The 16,444-nt window shown below is 68.6% G+C and carries 12 protein-coding genes; 8 read left to right on the top strand and 4 right to left on the bottom strand.

The features are described from left to right. Positions 1–47 precede the first annotated feature (47 nt). Together icmH and tssM are read left to right on the top strand one after the other, a co-directional pair. Positions 48–1,433, top strand: coding sequence for a type IVB secretion system protein IcmH/DotU (gene icmH / locus AC3WOS_RS25615; RefSeq protein WP_492719766.1), 1,386 nt, complete (start codon positions 48–50; stop codon positions 1,431–1,433). Positions 1,434–1,470: 37 nt separating this feature from the next. Next, on the top strand, positions 1,471–5,001 hold the full coding sequence (gene tssM / locus AC3WOS_RS25610) for a type VI secretion system membrane subunit TssM (RefSeq protein ID WP_492719765.1): 3,531 nt from the start codon (positions 1,471–1,473) through the stop codon (positions 4,999–5,001). A gap of 25 nt (positions 5,002–5,026) precedes the next feature. On the opposite strand, the gene AC3WOS_RS25605 is transcribed toward tssM, so the two are convergent. Then, positions 5,027–6,307 carry a putative glycoside hydrolase gene (locus AC3WOS_RS25605; RefSeq protein WP_492719764.1) on the bottom strand — a complete coding sequence of 427 codons (1,281 nt, stop codon included), beginning with the start codon at positions 6,305–6,307 and terminating at the stop codon, positions 5,027–5,029. Next, positions 6,304–8,223 carry an ATP-dependent zinc metalloprotease FtsH gene (ftsH, locus tag AC3WOS_RS25600; RefSeq protein ID WP_492719785.1) on the bottom strand — a complete coding sequence of 640 codons (1,920 nt, stop codon included), beginning with the start codon at positions 8,221–8,223 and terminating at the stop codon, positions 6,304–6,306. The genes AC3WOS_RS25605 and ftsH overlap by 4 nt, the downstream gene beginning before the upstream one ends. 389 nt (positions 8,224–8,612) lie before the next feature. Here ftsH and AC3WOS_RS25595 point away from each other — a divergent pair, with 389 nt between their 5' ends. From AC3WOS_RS25595 to AC3WOS_RS25570, 6 genes are read left to right on the top strand one after another with little or no spacing between them, the layout of a single operon-like run. Continuing rightward, positions 8,613–10,121 carry a wax ester/triacylglycerol synthase family O-acyltransferase gene (locus AC3WOS_RS25595; protein WP_492719762.1) on the top strand — a complete coding sequence of 503 codons (1,509 nt, stop codon included), beginning with the start codon at positions 8,613–8,615 and terminating at the stop codon, positions 10,119–10,121. Positions 10,122–10,135: 14 nt separating this feature from the next. After that, on the top strand, positions 10,136–11,110 hold the full coding sequence (locus AC3WOS_RS25590; protein ID WP_492719761.1) for an HlyD family secretion protein: 975 nt from the start codon (positions 10,136–10,138) through the stop codon (positions 11,108–11,110). Continuing rightward, a complete protein-coding gene (locus AC3WOS_RS25585; protein ID WP_492719760.1) occupies positions 11,107–12,144 on the top strand; it encodes an ABC transporter ATP-binding protein in 1,038 nt (345 codons plus the stop codon). Before AC3WOS_RS25590 ends, AC3WOS_RS25585 begins: the two co-directional genes overlap by 4 nt. Then, positions 12,141–13,133, top strand: coding sequence for an ABC transporter ATP-binding protein (locus AC3WOS_RS25580; RefSeq protein WP_492719758.1), 993 nt, complete (start codon positions 12,141–12,143; stop codon positions 13,131–13,133). The genes AC3WOS_RS25585 and AC3WOS_RS25580 overlap by 4 nt, the downstream gene beginning before the upstream one ends. Next, complete coding sequence (locus tag AC3WOS_RS25575; protein ID WP_492719757.1) at positions 13,130–14,266, top strand: ABC transporter permease; 1,137 nt, start codon at positions 13,130–13,132, stop codon at positions 14,264–14,266. The genes AC3WOS_RS25580 and AC3WOS_RS25575 overlap by 4 nt, the downstream gene beginning before the upstream one ends. A gap of 4 nt (positions 14,267–14,270) precedes the next feature. Further along, on the top strand, positions 14,271–15,404 hold the full coding sequence (locus tag AC3WOS_RS25570) for an ABC transporter permease (protein ID WP_492719756.1): 1,134 nt from the start codon (positions 14,271–14,273) through the stop codon (positions 15,402–15,404). Here the strand turns inward: AC3WOS_RS25570 and AC3WOS_RS25565 are convergent. Next, entirely contained in the window at positions 15,401–15,838 is a 438-nt protein-coding gene (locus AC3WOS_RS25565; protein WP_492719754.1) for a universal stress protein, read from the bottom strand. The two genes, AC3WOS_RS25570 and AC3WOS_RS25565, sit on opposite strands and share 4 nt — an antisense overlap. Before the next feature lie 46 nt (positions 15,839–15,884). After that, positions 15,885–16,385: a TPM domain-containing protein gene (locus AC3WOS_RS25560; protein ID WP_492719753.1), complete on the bottom strand. Its 501-nt coding sequence runs from the start codon at positions 16,383–16,385 to the stop codon at positions 15,885–15,887. Between the last annotated feature and the right edge of the window lie 59 nt (positions 16,386–16,444).

Raw genomic sequence — 16,444 nt, 5'->3', positions numbered from 1 at the left:
ATAGCCGTACATCCTGCAGTCATCCGCCAACCGGAGGTCATGTTACTGTGAGTACCAACGATCCGCAGCAGCCGTCGCCCGACGACGAGCGCACCATCCTGATCCCCAGTCCCGGCGGCAAGCGCGCTGCGGCGCCCGCGCCCGCGTCTGCACCGGTGCCCGCTGCCGGCGCTGCCGCTGCCGCTGCCGCCGCGCCAGCCCAGCAGGGCCCCGGGCCCGCGGCCGGCGCCGATACCGGCCCCACGCCGGCCGTGCCCAGGCTGGGCGGTCATGGCCTCAACCCGCTGGTGGCGGCGGCCAATCCCTTGCTCGACCTGGTGCTGCCGCTGCGCCACATGGCCGCCTATCCCCAGGTCGAACACCTGCGCCAGCAGCTGGTTGCCGGGATCAAGACCTTCGAGCACACGGCCAAGGCGGCGCAAGTGCATGTCGATGCGATCGCCGTGGCCCGCTACTCGCTGTGCACTTTTCTTGACGAGACCATCTCCGCCACGCCGTGGGGCAGCGGCGGCGTGTGGTCCAGCCGCAGCCTGCTGGTCACGTTCCATAACGAAGCGTCCGGTGGCGAGAAGTTCTTCCTGGTGTTGCAGAAGCTGTGCCAGGACCCCGGCACCCACATCGACGTATTGGAACTGATGTACCTGTGCCTGGCGCTGGGTCTGGAAGGGCGCTACCGCGTGCTCGACGGCGGCCGCGCGCAGCTCGACATCCTGCGCGAACGCTTGCTGGAGCTGATCACGCGCCAGCGCGGCAATGTCGAACCGGCGCTGTCGCTGAACTGGCGCGGCGCCGGCGGCAAGGGCGAGGCGCTGTGGCGCATGCTGCCGGTGTGGGTGGTGGCGGCCATCGCCCTGTCCGTGCTGGTGCTGCTGCACATGGGCCTCAGTTACAGCCTGAGCCGGGCATCGACTCCGGTGCACGCGCGGCTGCACGGCATTGCCGTCGCCGCCTGGCCGGGGCCGGCCGTCGCCGCGCCGCTGCCGGCGCCGGCCGCGCCGGCCAGGGTGGCCAAGTTCCTGGCGCCCGAGATCGAGCAGGGACTGGTGAGCGTGAGCGAACTGCCGGACCGCTCCATCATCACCTTGATGGGCAACGGCGTGTTCGCGCCCGGCAGCGCGGAAGTGACCTCCAGCTTCGTACCGCTGCTGCAGAAGATAGGCGATGCGCTGCGCCCCATCGACGGCAAGGTCAAGGTGGTGGGCCACACGGACAACACCACCGGCTTCACCACCCGCTTCCCGTCCAACTGGGACTTGTCGAAAGGGCGCGCGGCCACCGTGGCGCGCATGCTGGGCGAACGGGCCGGCCCGCCCGAGCGCTACAGCGTGGAGGGACGGGGCGACACCGAGCCGGTGGCGCCCAACGACAGCGCCGCCAACCGCGCGCGTAACCGGCGCGTGGTCATCATGCTGCTGGCGCCGCCCTCGGCCTGACTATCCCTGCAACCGAAAACAGGAAGTATCCCACCCTATGAAGCGTATCTTTTCCTGGTTGTTGCGGCCCGCGCCGCTGTCGCTGATCGGCGTCCTGCTGCTGTCGCTGGTGATCTGGTTCGAAGGGCCGCTGCTGGCCTTTAACGGCAAGGAGCCATTCGCCTCGAGCGGTGTGCGCTGGTTCTGGATCGCACTGCTGCTGTTGATCTGGGCCGGCTACTTCCTCTACAAATGGATCGCCGCGCGCATGGCCAACGCCAGGCTGGCCGCCGGAGTGGCCGGCGCGCAGCAGGCGCCCAGCCCGGAGGCGCAGCAGTCCCAGGCCGAGGTGACGCTGCTGGCCAAGCGCCTGCAGGATGCGATGGAGATCCTGCGCAAGAGCAGCGGGCGGCGCGGCGGCCAGTACCTGTACCAGCTGCCGTGGTATATGTTCGTCGGCGCGCCGGGGGCGGGCAAGACCACGGCCCTGGTGCAGTCCGGCCTGAACTTCCCGCTGGCCGAAACGCTGGGCAAGAACGCACTGGGCGGCGTGGGCGGCACCCGTAACTGCGACTGGTGGTTCACGGACGAAGCGGTGCTGCTCGACACGGCCGGCCGCTACACCACCCAGGACAGCCACGAGGAAGTGGACCAGGCGGCCTGGCGCGGCTTTCTGCAACTGCTGCGCAAGCACCGGCGGCGGCGGCCCATCAATGGCGTGATCCTGGCCGTCAGCGTGGCCGACCTGCTGCAACAGGGCGAGGCGGACCGCAAGCAGCAGGCGCTGGCCATCCGCGCCCGCATCCAGGACTTGCATGAACAACTGGGCATGCGCTTCCCGATCTACGTCATGGTCACCAAGTGCGACCTGCTGGCCGGCTTCACCGAGTTCTTCGGCGAGATGGGCAAGGACGAACGGGGCCAGGTGTGGGGCATGAGCTTCCCGCTGGTGGAACCGGAGCAGGTGATGGCGTCGCTGAACGCCTTCCCGGCCGAGTTCCAGTCGCTGGAAGGGCAGCTGCAATCGCGCCTGCTGCAGCGCATGCAGGGCGAGCGCGACATCCAGCGGCGCGCCTTGCTGTACGGTTTCCCGCAGCAGTTCGCCGGCCTGGGCGACGTGCTCAATGCCTTCCTGACGGACGTGTTCCAGTCGACCCGCTACGAAACGGCGGCCTTGCTGCGCGGCGTCTACTTCACCAGCGGCACGCAGGAAGGCCATCCGATCGATCGCGTGATGGGCGCCATGGCGGCCGCCTACGGGCTGGAACGGCAGGTGTTGCCGGCCAATGCGGCCAGCGGCCGCAGCTACTTCATCACCCGCCTGCTGCGCGAAGTGATCTTCGCCGAGGCCGAAGTGGCGGGCGTGAACCGCCAGTTCGAGCGTCAGCGGCGCCGCCTGCAATGGGCCGCCACGGTAGGCATCGCGCTGGTGCTGTTGCTGGGCACGGCCGGCATGCTGACCAGCTACGCCCGCAACAGCCGGCTGGTGAGCCAGGTCGATCACAAGGTGCCGGACGTGGCGAGGCTGGCGCAATCCGTTACGCCGGCCACCAGCGCCGCCCAGACCCTGCCGCTGCTGGACGCTGTGCGCGACCTGCCGGCCGGCTACGCGGCCCAGGGCCAGGACGTGCCGCTGCTGATGACGCTGGGCCTGTACCAGGGCGACAAGCTCGGTGCCGGCGCCCAGTCGCTGTACCTGCGCACGCTGCGCGCCACGCTGCTGCCCCGCATCGTGCACCGCATGGAGGAACAGCTGCGGCGCGGCAGCGCGAACAATCTCGACTACCTGTACGAAGTGCTGCGGCTCTACCTGATGCTGGGCGACACCCGCCACTACGACGCCGCCTCCATCGCCGGTTGGGTGGAACTGGACTGGCTGCGCAACATGGGCGACGCCAGCCCGGCCCAGCGCGAGGCCCTGATGGGCCACGTGGCCGCGCTGCTGAAAGCTTATCCCGGTTTCGAGCTGCCGCAGCAGCTCGATGCCCAGCTGGTGGCGGACACGCGCCTGGCACTGGCCCGCATGCCGCTCGAGCAGCGCCTGTACAACGGGCTGAAACGCACGCTGGCCCATTCCCAGCTGCCCGAGTTCAGCGCCACAGCCGCCGGCGGACGCGACGCGCCCCAGGTGCTGGTGCGGCGCAGTGGCGAAGCGCTCACGCGCGGCGTGCCGGGCATGTTCTCGGTGGCCGGCTACGCCAAGTTCCTGGAGCTGAGCGGGCAGGCCATGGACGACGTGAGCCGCGACAACTGGGTGCTGGACCGCCAGGAAGCCGTGACGGGCAAGGCCGGCAATGAACAGATCCGGGCCGCGCTGCTGCAGCTGTACTACAACGACTACATCGCGGAATGGGACCGCTTCCTGGCCGATTTGAGCATCGTGCCGTTCGCCACGCTGGACCAGGGCGCCCGCGTGACGGCCATGCTGTCGGGCGTCGATTCGCCGCTGCGCAAGGTGCTGGTGGCGGCCGCCCGCGAGACCACGCTGGCCGCCAGCGCCGCCAAGAAGCCGGAATCGTCGGTGCTTGCCTCGCTCAAGGACAAGAGCGACAGCTACAAGAAAAAGCTGGAAACCGTGCTCGGTGTGGCCGACGGCGACGGCGCCCCGGTCGCCGCCCAGCAGATACCGGTCGACGTCCACTTCGACGACCTGCACCGCATGGTGGCCGGTTCGCCCGCGCCGCTGGACGGCCTGCTGGCCATGCTGCGTGACGTGGCCACCTATTTCGACGCGGCGGCAGCGGCCAAGCGGGCCGGCATGCCGCCGCCGCCCGGCGATGCGCTGGCCAAGCTGAAACGGGAAGGCGACGGCAAGGCCGCGCCGCTGGGCCAGATGCTCAAGAATATCGACAGCGGTGGCTCCGGCCTGACCATGGGCAGCGAGCGCGAACGCCTGAACGCGCTGTGGACGGCCAGTGCCGCCCAGTTCTGCCGCCAGGCCATCGCCGGCCGCTACCCGCTGGTGCGCAGCGCCACCCAGGAAGTGACGCAGGACGATTTCGGCAAGTTCTTCGCGCCCGGCGGGCTGGTGGACCAGTTCTTCCAACAGAACCTGCTGCCCTACGTGGACATGGGCGGGCGCCAGTGGCGCTGGCGTCCCAACGGCGACAAGGTCACGCTCGGCATACCGCAGGACGTGCTCGATAACTTCCAGCGCGCGGCGCAGGTGCGCGACGCCTATTTCGGCGCCGGCGGCAAGCAGGCCTCGATGCGTTTCGACCTCAAGCTGGTCGGCGCCGATCCGGCCCTGAGCCAGGTGCTGCTGGAGATCGACGGCCAGCCGGTCCCGTTCGGCCCGGCCGCGACGGTGCGGTCCGCGTCGCTGCAAGTGCCCAGCGGCAAGGGCAGTGGCCTGGTGCGGCTGGAGACGACGCCGGCCGGGGCCCGCAGCCTGCGCACGGAAGGCGCGTGGGCGTGGCTGCGCATGATAGACCTGGGCACGCTGGAGCCGACGCCGCAGGGCGAGCGCTTCAAGCTGACCTATGACATCGACGGCCACAAACTGAGCTACAGCCTGACGGCCAGCAGCGTCATCAACCCGTTCCGGCGCGAGGCGCTGGAGCATTTCCGCTGCCTGGAGCGGCTGTAGCGGCGGCTGGCTTGCCGGCGCGGGTCTACGGCGGGCAGCCGCCGTCGTCGCACGGCAGGCCTTCGCGGCCGTAGTGGTTGCGGGGATTCCACAGCATCCAGCCGTTGCTGCCGGCCGCGCGGGCCGCCTCGATCTGGGCCTGTACCTCGTCGGCGTCGAACTTGCGGCGGTCGAAGGCATAATCCGTAAAGTCCTGCAGCCAGGGGCGGAAACGGTTTCCCGGCAGTCCGGTGCGCAGCTTGGCCCGTTGCAGCGAGCGGTACACGATGTCGTACGGATGTTCGACGGGGTTGGGCGTACCCGGCAGGCCCCATGTGAACCCGGACGGGTACAGCATCGGGCACACATAATCGACCGCCTGCAGCAGATGGTCGAGCTCCTGGCCGATGGCCGTGTCGTCCGTATTCCACAGCACGTAGCCGAAGATGTCGGCGGCCACGAACACATTGTAGGGTGCCAGCCGCATGCGGGCCGCGTTCAGGAAGCCGGTGATGGCGGCAACCCGGTTGGCCTGGGTGTTGGGCTGGGCGTAGCGCAGGCCGAGGGCGTCAGGAAAACGCACGTAGTCGAACTGGATCTCGTCGAAGCCCAGCCGCGCAGCCTCTTCGGCCACGTCAAGGCTGTAACGCCAGCTGTCCTCGCGCATCGGGTCCAGCCATGCCAGGCCTTCGCGGTCGTGCCACAGCGCGCCGTCGGCGCCGTGCAGGGCCAGTTCGGGATGGGCGGCGGCCAGCAGATCGTCCTTGAAGACGACGATGCGGCCGATCAGGTAGATGTTCTTCTGCCGCAGCAGCTTGACCATGGCCGGCATGTCGCTCACGGAGCGCACCTTCTGGGCGCCTATCGTGCTGGCCAGCGGCAGGGCGCTCAGGTAGGGAATCAGCCCACGGTCGCCCTTGACGTCGATCACCAGGGCATTGAGCGCCGTCTGGTCCTCCAGCTTCAGGGCGGCGTCGCGCAGGATGCTGCTGCCGATCCCATACACGGACAAATACACGGCCTTGGGCTGGAACGGCGCCAGCACAATGGGCGGCATGCGTTCCTGGCCGGCCGCCTCGGCCAGCTGCAGGCGCTGGTAGCCGGGCGCCCGCACGGCGAGCGACGTTCCCGTCAACGGCAGCTGGAAACGGCCCGCTGCATCGGTGCGCGTGGTGAGCGCGCCGGATGTGACGATGGCGCCGGCCAGCGGCGTCCGGTCCGGCTGGCTGACGACCGTGCCTTCCAGGGCCAAGGCCATGGCCTGCCCGCAGATGGCAAGGATCAGGAAGGCTGCGGCAGACAGCAGGACGGAGCAACGCCGGCTCATTGCGGCGCCGGCGGCGAGACGGGGCGGCCGGGCGGGGCGGACGGCGCGGCAGGATCGTGCACCGGTGCTGCAATGCCGGCGTGTACATCGTCGCCAGCGTGGGCACCGTCGCCAGCGTCGGCGCCATTGCTGTTGAGGAGCGCCGTCAGCGTGCTGCGTTCGACCACCTCCGTTTGCAGCAGGCGCCTGGCCAGCGCGTCGAGTATGGGGCGGTGCTGCTCCAGCGTGGCGCGCACGCGCGCCTGCGCGTCGGCCAGCAGCTGTGTCACTTCCGCGTCTATCGTGCGGGCCGTGCGCTCGCTGTAGCCCTTGTGCGTGCCCGGCGTGCCCGCCATGCCATTCCACCAGGCGCCTTGCGCCGGTTGTTCATAGGTGGCCAGCCCCAGCCGGCTGCTCATGCCGTACTGGCTGACCATCTGCACCGCCAGCTCGGTGGCCCGCTGCAAGTCGTTCTGGGCGCCGGTGGAAACGTCGCCGTACACCAGCTCCTCGGCCACGCGCCCGCCCAGCAGCACGTCCAGCCGTTCCAGCAGTTCGCTATGGCGCATCAGGTAGCGGTCCTCGGTAGGCGTCTGCTGGGTGTAGCCCAGCGCCGCCACGCCACGCGGGATGATGGAAATCTTGGCCACCCGGTCGGCATGGGGCCGCAGTTCGGCCACCAGCGCGTGGCCAGACTCGTGGTAGGCCACGGTTTCCTTTTCCACCGGATTCATGACCCGCGTCTTCTTCTCGATGCCGCCGACGATGCGGTCGAGCGCCTGCACGAAGTCGTCCATGTCGATCTGGTCCTTGTCGGCATTGGCCGCGTGCAGCGCCGCCTCGTTGACCAGGTTGGCCAGGTCGGCGCCGGCAAAACCGGCCGTGGTGGCGGCCAGCCGTTCCAGGTCCACGTCCGCGCCCAGCCGCACCTGCTTGACGTGGACGGCCAGGATCTGGCGCCGCCCGTTCAGGTCGGGCCGGTCCAGCGCGATATGGCGGTCGAAGCGGCCCGGCCGCAGCAGGGCGGGGTCCAGTACCTCCGGCCGGTTGGTGGCGGCCATGATGATGACGCCCGTGTTGGCGTCGAAGCCGTCCATTTCCACCAGCAGCTGGTTGAGCGTCTGTTCGTGCTCCTGGTGGCCGCCCATGGAGGCCAGGCCGCGTGCCTTGCCCAGTGCGTCCAGCTCGTCGATGAAGATGATGCAGGGCGCCTGCTGCTGCGCCTGCTCGAACAGGCTGCGCACGCGGGCCGCGCCCACGCCGACGAACATTTCGACAAATTCTGAACCGCCGATGGAGAAGAAGGGCACACCGGCCTCGCCCGCCACGGCCTTGGCCAGCAGCGTCTTGCCCGTGCCCGGCGCGCCCACGATCAGCACGCCCTTGGGGATGCGCCCGCCCAGGCGCCGGTAGCGCTCGGGATGCTTGAGAAATTCCACGATCAGCATCAGCTCGTCGCGGGCTTCGTCGATGCCGGCGATATCCTTGAACGTGACGCCCGTATCCTTCTGCATGTAGACGCGGGCCTTGCTCTTGCCCACCTCCATCAGTCCGCCGATGCCGCCGCCAGCCGGCATGGCCATGCGCCAGAACAGCAGCAACAGCAGGCCCGGCGCGAGCCACGACAGCAGCATGGGCAGGCGGCTTTCTTCCTCGGCCGTGTAATTGACGTGCGCCGCTTCCAGGTCCTTGACCAGGTCCGGGTCCGTCACGCGCAGGGTGGTGAAGCCGGGATGGCCCTTGGTGGCCGCACGCAGGACATCGGCCCGCTCCTTGCTCAGCGGCGGCTCCAGCGGCGCGTCCGCGATGGCGCCGCTGACCTGGCGCTCGCTGACGGACAAGTCATGCAACTTGCCGGCATGCAACAGCAATTTGAATTCGCTGTAGGGCAGCGGGGTGCCCGGCGGCGGGTTGCCGAACAACAGCCACAACGACATCGCCACCAGGCCGATGGCCCAATACCACGAACTGCGCGGTATGCGGTTGGCGGGGGACGGCAAGGGCGGACGGTTGGGTGGCTGGTCGCTCACATTCATTTCCCGGGCAGCAAGAGTTATACAGCTGTTCAAGTTAGTGTATCCGCAAGCGGCGCAAGGTGACGCAAATCATGCCGTGCGCGATCATAATTGTTGCGTTACTAAGAAAAGCTGCTATTTGTGAATTTGATACAGGTCAATGCAATATCATTTTCATCAGTCCACCATGTGCAGATGACTTGACAAGACTGGAACGCGAAATTGCCCCCGTTCCAGTCCCAACACCGCGGCAAGGAGATATGCAATGACCTGTCAACCCGGCTCCGGCCACCCGTCCTACCGCGCCTGCCATGGGCAATGAACGCGAACCGCTGTCGGTGATCGATCATGCGTGGCTGCGCATGGACCGTCCGACCAACCTGATGATGATCTGCGGCCTGATGACTTTTGGCGGGCGGCTGGACCTGGCCCGGCTCAAGGCCGTGGTGCGCGAGCGGATGCTGTGCTTCCACCGCTTCCGGCAAAAGGTGGGCTGGGACGGCGGCGAAGCCTACTGGGAGACGGATGCGGCCTTCGACCTGGACTGGCACGTGCGCCAGCTGGCCCTGCCGCGCGGCGGGGGCCAGCGGGGCCTGGACCGCCTGGCCGGCGAGTTGGTCAGCACGGCGCTGGACCCCACCAAGCCGATGTGGCAGTTTCACCTGATCGACGTGGACGCCGGCCACAGCGCGCTGATGCTGCGCATCCACCACTGCTACGGCGATGGTTTCGCCCTGTCGCACGTGATGGGCGCGCTGACGGACAGCAGCCCCGGCCACCACGGCCTGCCGTCGCCGGATCTGGACGGCACGCCGCCGCCGCGGGCCGCGTGGGAAAAGGTGCTGGGCCAGGTGACGGAGCTGGCCGGCGACGGCGTGCGCCTGGCGCGCACGGCCTACAGCCTGGCGGCCGACTGGAGCGGCCATCCCGAACATGCGCTGGCGGCGGCCCGGCGCGGCATCGACCTGGCGGCGGAACTGGGTGTGATCGCCGCCATGGAACCCGACTGCGCCACCCGTTTCAAGGGCCCGCTGGGCGTGATGAAGCGGGTGGCCTGCGCCCGACCGCTGGCGCTGGACGAAGTGAAGGCGGTGGCCAACGCGCTGTCATGCTCCGTCAACGACGTGCTGCTGTCGTGCGTGACGGCGGCCCTGCGCGGCTACCTGCTGGACCAGGGCGATGCCGTGGACGGGGTGGAAATGCGGGCCCTGGTGCCCGTCAACCTGCGTCCGCCCGGCCCCGTCATGGAGCTGGGTAACCACTTTGGCCTCGTGTTCCTCGGCCTGCCGCTGGGCGAGGCCGACGCGCTGCGGCGCACCCGGCTGGTCCACGAACGGATGGAGGCGCTCAAGCATTCGCAGCAGGCCACGGTGGCGCTGGGCATCTTGGCGTGCATGGGCGCCGCCCCGGCCGGGCTGCGCGAGACGCTGGTGCAGGCGCTGGCCGCCAACGCCAGCGCCGTCGTGACCAACGTGCGCGGCGCGCCGGAAACGCGCTACCTGGCGGGCCAGCGCATCGAGCGCCAGGTGTTCTGGGTGCCGCAATCGGGCGGCATCGGGCTGGGCATCAGCATCCTCAGTTACGCGGGCCAGGTCAACCTGGGCGTGGTGGCCGACGTGCAGCGGGTACCCGACCCCGACGTGCTGGCCCGCCACATGGTGACGGAATTCGAATCGCTGCTGCTGCGTTGCCTGACCATGCCGTGGCCGGCCCGCCTGGCGGCCGACGTCGGCAAAGCCGCCATCACGGCCACGCCGCGCCGCAAACGCAAAACAGCCAACACGGTAGCCAAGACCGCAGCCAAGACCGCCAGTACCTGACAAGAAAATATGACATGAATAAGAAAAAACTGACCATCGCGAGCGGAGTCGTGCTGCTGGTTTCGGCGCTGTACTTCAGCGGCGTGCTGCCGCAATGGCATCGCGAGCGGCCGGGCCAGACCATCCACCTGTCGGGCAATATCGAAGCCCACGAGAGCGTGCTCAGTTTTAACGGCTTGCAGGCGCGGGTGGTGCAACTGCCGTTCAACGAAGGCCAGTGGGTGGCCAAGGGCACGGTGCTGGCCGTGGTGGACCAGCAGGAGCTGAACCAGCAAGTGGCGGTGGCCGCCGCCGGCGTCGCCGTGCAGCGCAGCCAGCTGGAGATGGCACTGGAAAACGTGGCCGCCAGTCGCAAGACGGTGGAGGCGGACCTGGCCACGCTGGCCCAGCGCCAGCTGGACGTGGAACGCAGCCAGGCCTTGCAGCGGCAAGGCTTCCTGGCTACGGCGGCGCTCGACAACGCGGCTACGGCCCTCAAGCAGGCACGCGCCCAGCTCGAGCGCGACCGCGCCCTGGCGCAGGTGGCCCAGCGCAGCGTCAAGGTGGCGCAGGCCGGGGTCCACAGCGGCGAGCAGACCGAGCAGCTGAGCCGCATCATGGCCAGCTACGCCACGCTGGCCGCGCCGTTCGACGGCGTGGTGCTGACCCGCCAGGCCGAGCTGGGCGAGGTGGTGGCGCCCGGCACGCCCATCATCACGCTGGCCGACCTCGATCATGTGTGGCTGCGGGCCTACCTGAACGAGAGCGACCTGGGACGGGTGCGGCTGGGGCAGGAAGTGGCCGTCACCAGCGACAGCTTCCCGGACAAGCGCTTCACGGGCAAGCTGTCGTTCATCGCCGCCAAGGCCGAATTCACGCCGCGCAGTGTGGAAACGCACGCCGAGCGCGTCACCCTGGTGTACCGGGTCAAGATCGACATCGACAACCGCAACCGCCAGTTCGTGCCCGGCATGCCGGCCGACGCCGTGCTGGCGCCGGCCCAGCCATGACGGACCAGTCCCCGGCCACGCCGCCGCAGCCGCAGCCCCCGACGCCGCGGCCGCAGCCCTCGCCGCCGCCAGCGCCGCAGCCCCCGCAGCCCCCGCAGCAACCGCCGCTGGCACTGGACGTGCGCGGCGTGAGCAAGCGCTTCGGCGCGCTGACGGCGGTGGACAATGTGAGCTTCTCCGTGCGGCAAGGCGAAATTTTCGGCCTGGTGGGCCCGGACGGGGCGGGCAAGACCACCACCATGCGCATGCTGGCCAGCGTGATGCGGGCCGACGCCGGCGCCATCCGCATCGACGAGGTGGACGTGGTGGCCGATCCCGAACGCACCAAGCGCCACGTGAGCTACATGCCGCAGCGATTCGGCCTGTACGACGACTTGACGGTGGACGAGAACATCCGCTTCTTCGCCGACCTGTTCGACGTGCCGCGCAAGGTGTGGCAGGAGCGCGCCGTGCAGCTGCTGACGGCGTCGGGCATGATGCCGTTCCGCCAGCGCCTGGCCGGCCAGCTGTCGGGCGGCATGAAGCAGAAGCTGGGCCTGACCTGCGCCCTGGTGCACGCGCCGCGCGTGCTGCTGCTGGACGAACCGACCACCGGCGTCGATCCCGTCTCGCGGCGCGAGTTCTGGCAGATCCTGTATTCGCTGCGCGCCACCGGCGTAGCGATGGTGATCTCGACCGCCTACCTGGACGAGGCCGAGCGCTGCGACCGGCTGGCCCTGTTCGACGAGGGCAGCATGATGTATTGCGACACGCCGCAGCAGCTCAAGCGCGAGATGCCGGGCGCCATCGTGCGCGTGACGAGCGCGCGCCCGCGCGAAGCTGCCGCCGCCATCGAGCGCCTGGAGGGTGTGCAAGGCGTGCTGCTGGTGGGCGACGGGGTGCACGTGCACGTGGACGACGCGGCGGCCCGCAGCGCGGCGCTGGCACAGGCCCTGCAGGCGGCCGGCGTGCCGTCCGGGCCAGTCGAAACCATCGAGCCCACCATCGAAGACCTGTTCGTGGCCCTGCTCGAACGCAAGCACAAGGGGGCATGATGGACGCCCAGCCAGCCATCCAGGTCGAGCACCTGAGCAAGCACTTCGGCGCCTTCCGGGCGCTGGACGACGTCAGCTTCGACGTGGGCCGGGGCGAGATCATGGGCTTCCTGGGCCCCAATGGCGCCGGAAAGTCGACACTGATACGGGTGCTGTGCGGCCTGCTGCGCCCCGGCGGCGGACGTGCCGTGGTGGATGGCATCGACATCGCCCAGGACCCGGAGGCCGTGCGCCAGCGTATCGGCTACATGTCGCAGAAGTTCTCGCTGTACGGCGACTTGAGCGTGGCGGAGAACCTGCGCTTTTTCGGCGGCATCTACGGCGTGGCGCGTGGCGAGATCGAGGAACGCGTGGCCTATGCCGTGCGCATGGCGGGCCTGGAGGGCAGGGAGGATGCACTGGTCACCACCCTGGCCGGCGGCTGGAAGCAGCGGCTTGCGCTGGGCTGCGCCATCCTGCACCGGCCGCGCGTGCTGTTCCTGGACGAACCTACGTCCGGCGTCGATCCCGGCTCGCGGCGCCGTTTCTGGAACCTGATCCACGAGCTGAGCGCGGACGGCGTGAGCGTACTGGTGTCGACCCACTACATGGACGAGGCGGAGTACTGCATGCGCATCGCCATGATCGAATCGGGCAAGCTGATCGCGCTGGGCACGCCCAATGAGCTCAAGCACCAGTCGATCGGCGGCGCGCTGGTGGAGCTGGAATGCGTCAATCCCGGTGCCGCGCTGGACGTGCTGGCCGGCGCGCCGGGCGTGCATGATGCGGCCGTATTCGGCAACGCGCTGCATCTGCTGGTGGACGATGCGGAGCGCGACGGCGCCGCCATCGTCACCCTGCTGGAGCAGCACGGCCAGCCCGGCGCGCGCTGCCGCGCCATCGAACCGGGCATGGAAGACATGTTCGTGCACCTGGTGCGCAAGTCGCGCCAGCGCAATGGGGCCGCCGCCAGTGCCGGCGTAGCTGGAGACGCGGGAGCGGCACCATGAAACTGCGCCGCATCGTCGCCATCGCGCGCAAGGAAACCCTGCAGGTGCTGCGTGACCCGCGCAGCCTGATGATCGCCTTGCTGCTGCCGCTGATGCAGATGTTCATGCTCGGCTACGGCGTGAACCTGGACGTGGACGCCATCCCCATCTGCGCCTACGACCAGGAAGGCAGCCAGCAAAGCAAGGACTTGCTGGCCCGCTTTGCCAGTTCGCGCTACTTCCAGCCGCCGGTGACGGCCACCAGCCACGCCGACGTGATCCGCGGCCTCGACGCCCGGAGCTGCACGGTGGCCCTGGTGATCCCGTCCGGCTTTACGCGCAACCTGGCCGACCAGGGCGGGGCCACCGTCCAGCTGCTGGTGGACGGCACCGATTCCAACACCGCCAACATCGCCGCCAACTATGCGCGGCTGGTGGTGGGCGGCTACGCCAGCGAGATCCAGCTGAAGGCGATCCAGCGCCAGGGCGGCCGCATCCCGACCCAGACCCCGGTGCTGGTGCAGGCCCGCGTGTGGTTCAACGAGGAGCTCGAAAGCCGCAATTTCATCATTCCCGGCGTGGTGGCGCTGGTGATGGCCATCGTCGGCGCCCAACTGACGTCGCTGACCATCGCCCGCGAGTGGGAACGCGGCACGATGGAGCTGCTGGTGTCCACGCCGGTGCAGCCGATGGAACTGATGATCGGCAAGCTGGCGCCGTACTTCGTGCTCGGCATGCTGGACGCCGCGATCTGCCTGGCGCTGGCCGTGGGCTGGTTCGAGGTGCCGTTCCGCGGCACCATCGTCACGCTGATGCTGACCACGGCGCTGTTCCTGATCGTGGTGCTGTGCATCGGCTATTGTGTGTCGGTGGCGCTGCGCAGCCAGGTGGGCGCGAGCCAGGTGGCGCTGGTGCTGACCATGCTGCCCACCACCTTGCTGTCCGGTTTTTCCTTCCCCATCGACCAGATGCCGGCCGTGGTGCAGGACGTGACCTACCTGGTCAGCGCGCGCTACTACGTGACGATCCTGAAGGCCGTATTCCTCAAGGGTTCCACGCTGGCCGAGCTGGCCGTGCCCGTGGCCTGCCTGGCCGCCTACGCCGTGGCGCTGGTCGTGCTGGCCGCGCGCGCCTTCCGCAAGACACTGGACTGACACTATGCTGCGCCGTATCGCCCAACTGCTGATCAAGGAATTCCTGCAACTGAAGCGCGACAAGTCGGCCCGTTTCCGCCTGCTGATCCCGCCCATGATACAGATGCTGCTGTTCGGCTACGCGGCCACGTTCGAAGTGTTCAACGTGTCCACCGCCATGCTGGACCAGGACCACACGCCGGAAAGCCGGGCGCTGGTGGCCGCCTTTGTCCACAGCAGCCGCTTCGAGCTGACCACGGTGGCCGGCACCCACCAGGAGGCGGAACAGGCCGTGGCCAGCAGTTCGGCCCAGGTGGCCATCGTGGTGCCGCCCGGCTTCGCGGCCTTGCTGCGCAAGGGCCAGAGCGCGCCGCTGCAGGTGCTGCTGGACGGGACCAATTCGAATACGGCCCTGATCGCGCTCGGCTACGTGGGCGACATCGCCAATAGCTACGGCCAGGCGCAAGCGCTGGAACTGGCCCAGCGCACGGGCCATGCACTGGCGCGGCCCCTGGTGCACATCGACGTGGCCCAGCGCTACTGGTACAACCCCAACCTGAACAGCCGCTGGTTCTTCGTGCCGGGTGTGATAGGGACGCTGACCTTGATTACCATCGTCAACCTGACGGCCTTCGCCATCGTGCGCGAGCGCGAGGTGGGCACGCTGGAGCAGTTGCTGGTCACGCCGATCCGGCCGGCCGAATTCATCCTCGGGAAGACGCTGCCGTTCTTCCTGATCGGCCTGATCGAGGTGGTGCTGGTGACCGGCGTGGGCATGTTCTGGTTCCACATCCCCTTCGTCGGCAATCCGTTCCTGCTGTTCGCCGCCACCTGCCTTTTCCTGATCAGCATACTGTCGATCGGGCTGTTCATCTCGACCATCTGCACTACCCAGCAGCAGGCCTTCGCCTCCAACTTCTTCGTGCTGAACCCGATGTTCATCCTGTCCGGCTTCAGCTTCCCGATCGCCAGCATGCCGCATGCGCTCCAGTGGCTGACGCTGCTCGACCCGCTGCGCTACTACCTCGTCATCATCCGCGGCACCTTCCTCAAGGGCGTGGGACTGGACGTGCTGTGGCCGCAGATGGCGGCGCTGGCCGCCATCGGCATCGTGTTGCTGACCGTGTCCGTGCTGCGTTTCCGCAAGGCGCTCGATTAACGGTAGACCAGCACCGGCACCGGGCAGTGGGTGGTGACGAGGCGGGTCTGGCTGCCCAGCAGCAGCTGGCCCAGGCCGCGCCGGCCGTGGGTGGCCATGCAGACCAGGTCGCAGTGGTACTGTTCCACCGCTTTCAGGATTTCCTCGTAGGGGCTGAAGGAATCGACCACGTGCACGGTGCACGGCACGCCCGCTTCGGCGGCGTCGTCGGCCACGCGCTGGGCCGCCTGTTCGGCCTCGGCCAGCATCTGCTTGCCGTATGCCTCCACGTCCAGCACGGCGCCGAATTCGGCGTACGGCGAATAGGGATAAGATTGCCAGACGGCCAGCACTTCCACCTTGGCGCCGCAATCGCGGGCAAACTCGATGGCGGCGTGGGCGGCGCGCTCGGACAGCTCGGAGCCGTCGGTGGGAACCAGGATGGTGGTAAACATAGTTGCTTTCGTTACAGGTTAGAGTGAAAAAGACAGGCGGCCGGCGCTACAGCACGACCACCTTGTCGGGTAATTCGTTGGGCCGTCCGGCCACGGGCGGGTAGTAGCGGGCCAGCATGCGGCCGACCATGCGCACGGCGCTGGCCGTACCCCGTTCGTAGCTGCCGTGGCCGAAGGCGCGCTGCATGCGGCGGCACACGCGGCCCCAATGGGGCTGTCCGGCCAGCGCGTGGACGCCGCGGTCGGCCACGATTTCCACGCTATGGTCGGCCAGCAGCAGGTAGATCAGCACGCCGTTGCGTTCGTTGGTATCCCACATGCGCAGGTGCGAAAACAGGTCGACGGCCCGTTCGCGCGCCGTGGTGCCGCGCCACAGGGCCGGCAGGGGCAGGGCCGCTTCCACGGCGAAGCGCACTTCGCCGCCATGCAGCCGTTCGCAGTTGCGGATTTCCCGTTCGATGACTTCCAGCGTCGCCGCCGGAAAGGCCAGGCGCAGCCGCCAATGCGGTGTGCAAAGATGGCGCAGCATGCGTTTCAGCTTGCCCATGGCTACCACCTGCCGGACGCGCCGCCGCCGCCGAAGCCGCCGCCACCGCCCCCAAAACC

It is taken from the genome of Rugamonas sp. FW305-51 (assembly GCF_058786935.1).
This window is presented reverse-complemented; position numbering and strand designations above follow the sequence as displayed.

What these genes read in the sequence shown, in the direction of transcription:
- tssM (WP_492719765.1), top strand. Translation starts at nt 1,471, where the DNA reads ATGAAGCGTATCTTTTCCTGGTTGTTGCGGCCCGCGCCGCTGTCGCTG.
- AC3WOS_RS25605 (WP_492719764.1), bottom strand. Translation starts at nt 6,307, where the DNA reads ATGAGCCGGCGTTGCTCCGTCCTGCTGTCTGCCGCAGCCTTCCTGATC.
- ftsH (WP_492719785.1), bottom strand. Translation starts at nt 8,223, where the DNA reads ATGTCGTTGTGGCTGTTGTTCGGCAACCCGCCGCCGGGCACCCCGCTG.
- AC3WOS_RS25595 (WP_492719762.1), top strand. Translation starts at nt 8,613, where the DNA reads ATGGGCAATGAACGCGAACCGCTGTCGGTGATCGATCATGCGTGGCTG.
- AC3WOS_RS25590 (WP_492719761.1), top strand. Translation starts at nt 10,136, where the DNA reads ATGAATAAGAAAAAACTGACCATCGCGAGCGGAGTCGTGCTGCTGGTT.
- AC3WOS_RS25585 (WP_492719760.1), top strand. Translation starts at nt 11,107, where the DNA reads ATGACGGACCAGTCCCCGGCCACGCCGCCGCAGCCGCAGCCCCCGACG.
- AC3WOS_RS25580 (WP_492719758.1), top strand. Translation starts at nt 12,141, where the DNA reads ATGATGGACGCCCAGCCAGCCATCCAGGTCGAGCACCTGAGCAAGCAC.
- AC3WOS_RS25575 (WP_492719757.1), top strand. Translation starts at nt 13,130, where the DNA reads ATGAAACTGCGCCGCATCGTCGCCATCGCGCGCAAGGAAACCCTGCAG.
- AC3WOS_RS25570 (WP_492719756.1), top strand. Translation starts at nt 14,271, where the DNA reads ATGCTGCGCCGTATCGCCCAACTGCTGATCAAGGAATTCCTGCAACTG.
- AC3WOS_RS25565 (WP_492719754.1), bottom strand. Translation starts at nt 15,838, where the DNA reads ATGTTTACCACCATCCTGGTTCCCACCGACGGCTCCGAGCTGTCCGAG.
- AC3WOS_RS25560 (WP_492719753.1), bottom strand. Translation starts at nt 16,385, where the DNA reads ATGGGCAAGCTGAAACGCATGCTGCGCCATCTTTGCACACCGCATTGG.